Consider the following 10,732-nt stretch of genomic DNA (forward strand, 5'->3'; position numbering starts at 1 on the left):
TGTGATGGACCAGACATGTCGGTACAGAATAGCCTTCGTCGGGAAAACGCTGCAGATCAGCGTGGTTATTTTCCCCGGGCAGAAGCAGCTTAGCGCAGAGTGAGCAAGACCATGAGCAACGATTTCTTATCGCCCCTGAATACCCAGATGTGGGCCAACGGCCGCCATCTTGTGCGCTGCGTGAAGATCATTCAGGAAACCTGGGATGTGCGCACTTTCTGCTTTATGGCAGACCAGCCGCTGTTTTTCTTCTTCAAGCCCGGCCAGTTCGTCACCCTGGAGCTGGAAATTGATGGCCTGCCCATCATGCGTTCCTACACCATTTCCAGCTCGCCTTCGATTCCTTACAGCTTCTCCATCACCGTCAAGCGCGTACCGGGTGGCAAGGTATCCAACTGGTTGCATGACAACCTGAAAGAAGGCGACGAATTGCCCGTGCACGGCCCGGTGGGGCTGTTCAACATTATCGACTTTCCCTCTGATAAGGTGCTGTTCCTGTCGGGTGGGGTCGGGATTACGCCGGTGATGTCTATGGCCCGCTGGCTGTTCGATACCAATGCCAGCACCGACATGGTGTTTGTGCACAGTGCCCGTTCGCCGCGCGACATCATTTACCACCGCGAGCTGGAACACATGGCCTCACGGGTGAAGAACTTTGCTCTGCACCTGATCTGTGAGCGTTATGACATCGGCGAAAGCTGGTCTGGCTACCGTGGTTATCTGACCGAAGCCATGATGAACATGATTGCGCCGGACTTTATGGACCGCGAAATCTTCTGCTGCGGCCCGACGCCCTACATGAATGCCATCAAGCGCATCCTGCAGCAGTGCGGCTTCGACATGAAGCGCTATCACGAAGAGTCGTTCGGTGCGACGCCGACCGAGGTTAAGGAAGATGCCATCGAACAGGCCAAACAGGCGCAGGAAGCCGATGGCGAAGTCGACAGCTCCGAGTGGTTTACCGTGGAGTTTGCCCAGACCGGCAAGAGCATCCGTCTGGCGCCGGGAGAAACCATCCACGCAGCCGCATCGAAACTCGGTCTGCATATTCCCAAGGCCTGTGGTATGGGCATCTGCGGAACCTGCATGCTGGAGAAGCTCAAGGGCGAGGTGGAGATGAGCCACAACGGCGGCATCACCGATGAAGACATTGAAGACGGCAATATCCTGACCTGCTGCAGCATACCCAAATCTGACGTGGTGATTGATTACTGATCACGACGCGACTTTCCCCTGTGCGGCCAACGAACAGGGGAGGATGGACGTTGTTGCAGACTAAGCACAGGAGTTTGCAGTAACACTCTCGCCATCCTCCCCGCCTTTACGCCCTCATCCTGAACTTATCATCGTTATCTCTTCGCGCTTAAGCCCATCCTCACAGTGCTGTCGCACATCGCGCTTATCACGCCAGCCGTGCTGGCAGCGGAACCTGACACTCTGCATCGCCACCTATTCAGCAGAATGATGTTCAGTAAATAACTGAGGCGCGTGTTGATGAAAGTCGGGGGCCAGCCAGGGCTGACGCTAACGCTGCATGAGGAGCAGGAGCAGTCGCACAACGAAATCGGGCCAGCGACCCCCTCGGCATCCTCTCGGGTCGACAGCGCCGAACACCATCAGGCCCGGCCACAGGCTGAGCCGCCTCATCCGCACACTCCCGATCCTGCCGGTCATAGCCGTCAACCCCGAACCACACTGGCGCAGTTGCTGTTACAGGAACGTCAGGCGGAGTCGCCGGCCACGCGCGAACGCAGTGGCAAGCCCACGCTGGGCGAACTTCTGATCCAGACACATGATGAGTTCCATTCAACGTCAGCCGATCAGCCCGACAAAGCGCAGGGGAAAAAGTCGCGGCTGGGTAAAAGCTGGGGGGCATTCAAGCGGGCATTGCATATCACGCCTGCGGCTAAAAAGACGACAGAGCCTGTGGTTACCCAGCCTGCAGCCGCACCGGCCAATACCGAGACGGCGGATGTCACACCACAGCCCACCACTTCGCCAGTGAGACAGCCACCTGCAGCTGGGTTGCTTGAGCAGCAGATCCGCACTGAGACTCAGGATCTGTTCGGCTCGGTGTGGGAGGCTGCCGCACTGGCCGACCGAACGTCGACAACCTCATCAGACCCGGTGGCCTATCTTCGCGACCCGATGCTTAAGGCAGCTAAAGGGGCGGCCAGAAACGGTACGGTGAGCGCTGAGAACATGTATTCCAAGGGGAATATGTTCAACTCCATTGACCTCGGTGGCGACAATATCTTCAAGGCGCAGGCCAATATGATCCGGGCAGCGAAACAGGAGGTATTGCTGCAAACCTTTCAGTGGGAGCCCAATTCCAAAGGCGCCAATATGTTGCTGAATGCCCTGCATGATCTGGCTGCAGCACACCCGGGAGCGGATCCCCTGAGTAAGGTGCGCGGTGCCGACGGTCAGCCTGTCCGGGTACGTATTCTGGTGGATGAACTGGGGGATCGCGCCTTTAAAAAAATGTGGCCGGATGCGGTAAAGCCGGATATTGCCAATCCGCGAGTGCTGCTGGGGCTGGATCAGAGCAATGCGGATCCGCGCCATGAGCAGTTATTGCATCAGTTTGATTTTGAGGTGCGAACCTACAAGCACCAGCTGATCAATTCACTGCACAGTAAAACGCTGGTGGTAGACGGTGCGCATGCGGCACTGACCGGCGCCAATGTGCAGGAGCGCAATCATCCGGCTGAGCAGGTCGGCGACATTGCCAAGTTTTTTGATCTAGGGGTGACACTGGCCGGGCCAGCCGCGAAGGGCTTGCGTGAAGACTTTGCCTTTTCGTGGAACAAGGCCAGTAATCCGCATATGACGACTCAGAGCCTACCCCGGCAGGCGCCTGCCAGCTTTACCGTCTGGGAGGTGGAGGGCGGTGAAATGGCGGTGCTGAGCAAACAGCCTAATATCAATCCGCTCAATACCAGTGTTGATAATCCGCAGGATCAGGCCATTCTGGCGGCGGTGCGCCATGCCCGGGAGCGCATCCAGATTCTGTCACCGAACTTTAATACTCCCGCGCTGGAAGCTGCTTTGGCCAAAGCGGCGGATCGGGGGGTGAAAGTGGACATCCTGACCACTTCCTATGCCAACCGGGATCGTCTGGATAACAGCATCACCGGGCGCAGCAATCCTCAGGCTTACAATCATCTGCTGCAGAAGTGCAAACACCCGGAGAATCTCGATTTACGCTACTTTTCCAGTCTGGAACATCTTATGCCGATGCAGTATCAGAGCCAGCAGGATTGGGAAGACTTGCAGGAGCTGCGGCCCATTGGCAGCCACGCCAAACTGATGATTATCGATAACAAGGTGGCCATTACCGGCTCAGGCAATATGGATAAAACCAGCTGGCACTTTACCGGCGAGACCAACATAGCGCTGTTTGATCCGCAGGCTGCTGCTGCCATGCAGGACAAAGCCTTTGCACCGCTGTGGCAGGCCGCTCAGCGTGCACCGCGAATGTAGAGTTTCCTCGCGTTTAGTCGATATGAAATGCGGGTGAATTTTCGGTATGCCTTATCCTTTGGAATAAATTTTCCATATTGTCGTTATCCTGAGTTGCTCTTGCCCTTTGGGCAGGCAATACTGTGCGACCATAACCTTTACCTGACCGTCAACGGCAGGATCAATAACAACAAAGAAGAAAGGAATGACGCCATGTCAGCAAGTCTGGAAATCTCCCAGAGCCTGAATCTGTTCCTCGTCGCCGGAGGCATTCTCAGTCTGGTCGCCGCCATGGCCAACGTCGCCATGCTGGTGGGTGGGCCATCCTGTTATCGCTTCTTCGGTGCCAGCCAGCGTCTGGTCCAGTTGGCCGAACGCGGACACGCACTCCCTACACTGATCTCCGCTTTCGTCGCGCTGCTTCTGATGATCTGGGCAGGCTATGCCTTCTCTGCCGCGGGCATGATCGAGCGTTTACCGTTGATGAAGTTTGGTCTGGTGCTGATTGCGGTGGTGTACATCGCGCGCGCTGTACTGGCCATGGTCGCGTGGTTACGCAGTGGTGAAAAGGCCGCCATTGGCAGCTACTGGGCACCTTCACTGTGCCTGGTGTTTGGTGTGTCCTATCTGGTTGGTGCTGTGCAGCAGTGGCCTGCGCTGTAACCGCCTGATCACTGCTACAACCATCACTTATACAAACACTTATACAAACAAAAGCCGGAGCGCATCACTGCCTCCGGCTTTTGTTTTTCTGCGCGGGTGTGCCCGCTGTTTATTTCCCGCTTAACAGATGTTGCTGCTGTGCCTGCTCATGGGCTGCAACTTCGTCATCCATCGCCTTGTGGCTGAAGCGATCTGCCACTTTATCCAGATAGATGTAGATCACCGGGGTGATATACAGCGTCAGCAGTTGCGATACCACCAGTCCGCCGACCACGGTCAGGCCCAGCGGCTGACGCAGCTCGGCACCGGCACCGATACCCAGAGCGATGGGCAGGGCGCCCATCATGGCGGCCAGTGTGGTCATCATGATCGGGCGGAAACGCAGCATACAGGCCTCGACAATGGCTTCTTCCGCACTGATCTGACCGTCTTTGCGCCGTTCAACCGCAAAGTCGATCATCATGATGGCGTTCTTTTTGACGATACCGAGCAGCATGACGATACCGATCATGGCGATGACTGACAGGTCCATCTTGAACATCAGCAGTACCGCCAGCGCGCCGATGGCGGCAGAGGGCAGGCCGGACAGAATGGTGATGGGGTGCCAGTAGCTTTCGTACAGAATGCCGAGGATCACGTAGATCACGAACAGCGCGCTGAGGATCAGAATCACCTGATCTCCCTGTGACTGCTGGAAGGCCTGCGCAGTGCCCGCAAAGCTGCCGGTGATGGAGGCCGGAATATCCGCCTGTTGCTGTGCCTGATCAATCAGCGTCACGGCCTGACTGAGGGAGACGCCGCTGGCCAGATCGAAAGACAGGGTGACGGACGGCAGTGACGACTGGTGATTGACGGTCAGCGGGCCGGTATCACGGTGCAGGGTGGCAACGGCTGACAGCGGCACCAGCGCACCGTTACTGCCGGGCACATAGAGGCCATCGAGAGACGCCTGACTGTTTTTCTCGTTGTAGGCACTTTCCAGAATGATGGCGTAGTCATCGGTCGAGGTGTAAATGGTGCCGATCTGGCGGGTGCCATAGGCCGAATAGATCTGGCTGCGGGCCGCACTGACGGAGACGCCAAGGCTGGAGGCCTTGTCCCGGTCAATATCTACCCGCAGTTGCGGGTTGGTCACCTGCAGGTCGCTGGTGACACCCGTCAGCTGTGGCAGGGCTGCCAGTTTCTGCTCCAGCCGCTGGGAGGCAGCATTCAGCTCACTCAGATCGCTGCCCTGCAGGGTGTACTGGTACTGGCTCTTGGATGCCCGTCCGCCCAGACGCAGGTTCTGAATCGGCACCATGAATACGTTGATGCCGGGAATATTTCTGGCCCGATGACGAATGCGATTGATCACCTGACGGGCGGAGGCATCCCGCTCTTTCAGGGGCTTCAGCGCGATAAACATCCGCCCGGCGTTACTGGTGTCATTGGGGCCGCCGGAGCCGACACTGGAGTTTACCGTGGCTACCGCAGGGTCTTTGAGCACGAGGTCCAGCACCTGATTCTGCAGTTTGACCATGGCCGGGAAGGCCACGTCTTCACGCGCTTCGGTACTCATGATGATCAGACCGGTATCTTCCTCGGGGAAGAAGCCCTTCGGCACGATCTGGAACAGCCACACCGAGATGCCGACCGATGCCAGCGTCAGCAGCAGGGTAATCAGGCGCACACGCAGCACGGCTTTGAGGCTGCTGCGATAGCCCGCCAGCACGGCATCAAAACCGCGCTCGATAGCCTGATAGACCCGGCCATGCTGTTCGTTGTGACGTACCTTGAGGCGGCTGCACATCATCGGCGTCAGGGTCAGGGAAATGAAACCCGAGATAAAGATGGCCATGGCCATGACGATGGCGAACTCATGGAACATACGGCCAACGATGCCGCTCATGAACATGACCGGGATAAACACGGCGACCAGCGACAGGGTCATGGAAAGGATGGTAAAGCCGATTTCTCTGGCGCCGCGGATCGAGGCTTTGAACGGATGCTCGCCGTTCTCGATATGGCGCATGATGTTTTCCAGCACCACGATGGCGTCGTCAACGATAAAGCCCACGGCCAGTGTCAGTGCCAGCAGCGACAGGTTATCGAGGCTGAAACCGAACAGGTACATCCCGGCAAAGGTGCCGATCAGCGCAATCGGCAGGGTGACTGCGGGGATGATGGTCATGGCCAGATTACGCAGGAACAGGAAGATCACCATCACCACCAGCACCATGGTGAACAGCATGGTCAGCTGCACATCATGCACCGACTCGCGAATGGAGGCGGAACCGTCGTTGAAGGGGATCAGCGTCACGTCGGCAGGCAGCATCTTCTGCAGCACCGGCAGCTGGGCCTTGACCGCATCCACCACTTTCAGGGTGTTGGCACTGGACTGCTTGCGCACGGCCAGCACGATGGCGGTCTTGCCATTGAAGGAGCTGGAGACCTTTTCGTTCTCGATGCCATCCCGTACCTCGGCCACATCACTCAGCCGGACCGGCTTGCCATCGACATTGGCAATGATGACCCGGGCGAATTCAGCAGCGCTTTTCAGCTGGCCCGAGGCTTCAATGGTCAGGCTGGTCTGATCGCCGCTGACCGAGCCCAGTGGTGAGTTGGAGTTGGCGGTAGAAATGGCGCTTTCCAGATCAGACAGGCTCAGGCCCATGGCGGCCAGCTTCTGCGGATCAGCCTTGACGCGCACGGCGTATTTGCGGCTGCCGTAAACATCCACTTCAGAAATACCGGTGAGGGTGGCGAGCCGCTCCGACACCAGCCCTTCGGCCAGTTCATCCAGCCGGGTCAGCGGCAAAATATCGGAGCGCAGGGCGATCAGCAGTACCGGCCGGTCAGCCGGGTTGGACTTGCGATAGCGGGGTGTGGAAGTCATCTCATCCGGCAGGCTGCGCTGCGCCTGACTGATGGCGGTCTGCACATCCATGGCGGCGGAGTCGATGTCCCGTGACAGGTCAAATTCCAGCGTAATACGGGTTGAACCCTGGGTACTGGAGGAGGTGATGGCCGTCACCCCGGAGATGGTGGCGAATTCCTTTTCCAGCGGCGTGGCCACCGACGCAGCCATGGTCTCCGGGCTGGCGCCCGATAACGAGGCTGATACCGAAATGGTCGGATATTCCACCTGTGGCAGTGCTGATACCGGCAGCATGCGATAGGCAAAGCTGCCGAACACCACAAAGGTCAGCATCAGCAGGACCGTCATCACCGGACGGCGAATACACAGCTCTGACAGATTCATGCGGCAGGGGCCTCGGCTTGCTTGCTGGAGGAGGTGTGGCTGCTCTGCTTGTGGGCACTGTCGGCGGTGGCATGGCTGTCACTGTCGGGTGTTTCCACCTTGACCTTGATGCCATTGCGCAGATTCTGCTGGCCGGTGGTGATGACACTTTCACCGTCCTTCAGCCCTTCACTGACCACGGCCTGACTGTAGCTGATACGGTCGAGGGTGACATTGCGCTGGGTAACCGTGCCATCGGCATTGAGGATAAATACATAGGGGCTTTCCGGACCGTCCTTGATGGCGGTTTCCGGCACTACGGTTGCGCCCTTGTCGACACCCAGTTGCAGGGTGACCTGGGCAAACTGGCCGGGCCACAGCTTGTGATCAGGATTGTCGAACTCGGCATAGACCGGCAGGGTGCCTGACGCGGTATCGATATTGTTATCGATATAGGCCACATGACCGGTAAAGCTCTGCTCGCCCTGACTGGTGGTGAGCACCAGTTTGACCGGCACCTCACTGCCTTTGCTGTTGAGCTCGGCCTGCAGCTGGTTGAAGTAACGCTCCGGCAGAGAGAACAGCACTTTTACCGGCTCCAGCTGGCGTACGGATACCAGCGCCGTGGTGGCAGAGGTCTTGATGATGCTGCCGACATCGACGCTGATATTACCGATACGACCCGTCAGCGGTGAGCTGATCTGGGTATAGGACAGCTGGGTCTGGGCCAGACTGATGGCCGCCTTGTTGGCATCAATACTGGCCAGCAGGGTGTTGTAACTGGTCTGGGCATCCTCGACATCCTGCTCACTGGCCGCCTTGCGGGCGAACATGGCTTTCTTGCGGTCCAGCGTGGTTCTGGCGCCGCGCAGAGAGGCCTGATTCTGTTCGAGGCTGGCTTTGGCCTGTGCCAGTTCGGCCTGCAGGGCACGGTCATCAAGGGTGAACAGCAGGTCGCCCTTGTTGACGTACTGACCATCCTTGACGCGGATGCTGGTCAGCTGGCCGTCAACCCGGGGGAAGATGTCCACGCTGGCGGAGGCTTCGACATGGCTGAAGGTGCTGTATTCCTGCGGCATGTCTTTCAGCTCCACCCTGGCGACGGTCACGGGAGGAGGCGCACTTTGTCGGCCTGCCGTGGCGGGCACGCTCGTGTGCTGACGGCTGTAATAGAGGTAGCCCCCTGCCGCCAATACGATTATCAGAATCCAAAAAACTGCCTTTTTCATGGGTCGGCCTTTGTCTCTTTCACGGCTGTCAGTCCCGCTCCGGCCGGGCGGGGGCGTGGTTATTGTTGTGAAGTTGCAGATGGTTCGCTGGCGGGCACGGGCAGTGCTGCAGCGGCTGCCTGCGGGGTGCCTGAGCGGTTCCACCAGCCACCTCCCAGTGCCTGATACAACGCCACGGTGTCTGTCAGTCTTGCCGCCTGAGCCTGAACTCGCAGCAAGCGGGCATTCAGCAGTGTTTTCTGTGCATCCAGCAGGGTCGAATAGGAGGTGCCACCGGCCTTGTACTGCTCATCGGCAATCTTCTCGCTGCGGGTCGCGGCTTCCTCGGCGATGACGCGGGCACGCAGCGTCTGGGCATCGTAGTTCAGGGCATCGAGGACATTGGCGACATCCTGAAATGCGCTCAGCACCACACTGCGGTAGCTGGCCTGCGCCTGATCGTAGGCGGCTTCGCTGGCCCGGGTCTGATGGCGCTTGATGCCGCCATCGAAGATGCTCTGGGTGATGCTGGAGGCCAGATTCCACACCAGCGTGCCGGGCGAGAACAGTTCGGCAAAGGTGTTGCCTTCACTGCCGTAACTGCCGGTAATGCCAAACTGGGGCAGCTGGTTCGCAGTAGCAACGCCCACTTCGGCGGCGGCCTGATGCATCAGCGCGGCAGAGGCCCGGATATCCGGGCGCTGTGCCACCAGATCGGAGGGCAGGCTGAGTGGCAGTTGCTGTGGCAGTGTCAGCTGATCAAGGGTGATCGGATCCATGGACAGTTCACTGGGCGCCTTGCCCAGATACACCGCCAGTTGGTTACGCAGCAGCGCCAGCGATTTTTGCAGCGGCGGCAGACTGGCCTGAGTGGCGGCAATCGACGCCACCTGAGATTCCACATCAGCCTGAGAAATGCTGCCGAATTCAAACTGGGTCTGCAGAATGTCCAGCAGCTGTTGTTGCAGCTGGATGATGTCTTTGGTGGTAGCGATCTGCTCGCGATAGGAAGCTTCACTGATGGCCGCATTGATCACATTGGAGGCGAGGCTCAGATAGGACGCTTCCAGCTCAAACTGCTGATACTCGTGACTGGCCTGCAGGGCTTCATAGGCGCGACGGTTGCCGCCGAACACGTCCAGCTCATAACTGACATCCACCGAAGCATTGAAGGTGTTGTAGACCCGTCCACCATTGGAGGAGCTGGAGCCTGAACTGGACGAGTGCTGGCGCTTGGAATCCAGACCACCGCTGATGCTGGGGATCAGGGCGCCGTGTGCCGCCTGCATATTCTCGCTGGCTTCACGCAAGGCCGCCTGCGCGGCGGCCAGATCAGGGTTGGCCCGGAAAGCTTCGGCCACCAGCTGGTTAAGCGTGGCGGAATCAAACGACTGCCACCAGCGTGCACTGACCGGCAAGCCGTGGTCCAGCTGCTGGGCGGCACCTGCGGCCAGCTCCGTCTGGTCGGAAGCGGCGACGGTACGTTGCAGAGGGTCAGCACTGTAGTGCTGTAGCGTGGGCGCCTGCGGGCGGCTGAAATCCGGCCCGACCATGCAGCCACTGACCAGCACAGTCGCCAGCGCGACGGTCAGCGGTCGCAGAGAGCATAAAGGTGATGGCACAAAGATATCCCGTTTACTTTGCACAAGGGTTCGCCTGTTCACGGTGTGTCATGTTTTTACGCAGCCTGTTCAGATCCGGAGGAGGGCAGGCTGCCGTTATTTTGTTGTTACGGGTAAAGGCTCGTAGCGAGCACAGAATCACTGTCGACGGCGATCAGAGAACTGTCAATGCTGTTTATCTATTACGTGATTGATTACTATGCACTTCACCACCGCGGCTATTCCGGGTCGGATGTGTTAGCGCTAACGTGTCAGGTCAGAGAATAGCGAACTGCGGTGTCAGCCAGGTGACTGTGTAAAGAGTCTGACTGCACGTTGTAAAGCGCTGTTGGGGCATCATGGCACGATTGCACTGTCGTGTTTGTTGATTTCTATGACACGGGATGACACTTGCAAGCGGAAAGCGGAAAGCGGAAAGCGGAAAGCGGAAAGCGGAAAGCGGAAAGCGGAAAGCGGAAAGCGGAAAGCGGAAAGCGGAAAGCGGAAAGCGGAAAGCGAGCTGCGGTCTCTGGCAGACCGCAGCAGCAAGTGAGGCGGGATTAAATCACAACCCG

At 58.4% G+C, this 10,732-nt stretch carries 7 protein-coding genes; 3 read left to right on the forward strand and 4 right to left on the reverse strand.

Going from position 1 to position 10,732, the window contains the following annotated elements; translation table 11 throughout:
- Window positions 1–111 precede the first annotated feature (111 nt).
- From WH50_RS09255 to WH50_RS09265, 3 genes are all read left to right on the forward strand, one after another.
- A complete protein-coding gene (locus WH50_RS09255; protein ID WP_110187040.1) occupies window positions 112–1,215 on the forward strand; it encodes an FAD-binding oxidoreductase in 1,104 nt (367 codons plus the stop codon).
- Window positions 1,216–1,494: 279 nt separating this feature from the next.
- Window positions 1,495–3,486, forward strand: coding sequence for a phospholipase D-like domain-containing protein (locus tag WH50_RS09260; RefSeq protein ID WP_110187041.1), 1,992 nt, complete (start codon window positions 1,495–1,497; stop codon window positions 3,484–3,486).
- Window positions 3,487–3,678: 192 nt separating this feature from the next.
- Window positions 3,679–4,128 (forward strand): hypothetical protein, encoded by a 450-nt coding sequence (locus tag WH50_RS09265; RefSeq protein ID WP_110187042.1) that lies wholly within the window; start codon window positions 3,679–3,681, stop codon window positions 4,126–4,128.
- 109 nt (window positions 4,129–4,237) lie between these two features.
- On the opposite strand, the gene WH50_RS09270 is transcribed toward WH50_RS09265, so the two are convergent.
- The 4 genes from WH50_RS09270 to WH50_RS26580 all read right to left on the reverse strand — a co-directional run.
- The gene (locus WH50_RS09270; protein WP_110187043.1) at window positions 4,238–7,369 is read right to left on the reverse strand and encodes an efflux RND transporter permease subunit; all 3,132 of its coding nucleotides are present in this window, start codon (window positions 7,367–7,369) and stop codon (window positions 4,238–4,240) included.
- On the reverse strand, window positions 7,366–8,577 hold the full coding sequence (locus WH50_RS09275) for an efflux RND transporter periplasmic adaptor subunit (RefSeq protein WP_110187044.1): 1,212 nt from the start codon (window positions 8,575–8,577) through the stop codon (window positions 7,366–7,368). Before WH50_RS09275 ends, WH50_RS09270 begins: the two co-directional genes overlap by 4 nt.
- Before the next feature lie 59 nt (window positions 8,578–8,636).
- Entirely contained in the window at window positions 8,637–10,178 is a 1,542-nt protein-coding gene (locus WH50_RS09280) for an efflux transporter outer membrane subunit (protein WP_133251285.1), read from the reverse strand.
- A 336-nt stretch (window positions 10,179–10,514) separates the two neighbouring features.
- On the reverse strand, window positions 10,515–10,732 hold a 218-nt coding region (locus WH50_RS26580; protein ID WP_423808463.1), incomplete at its 5' end, for a hypothetical protein.

Origin of the sequence: Pokkaliibacter plantistimulans, assembly GCF_003194385.1 — a bacterium.
Classification (GTDB): Bacteria; Pseudomonadota; Gammaproteobacteria; order Pseudomonadales; family Balneatricaceae; genus Pokkaliibacter; species Pokkaliibacter plantistimulans.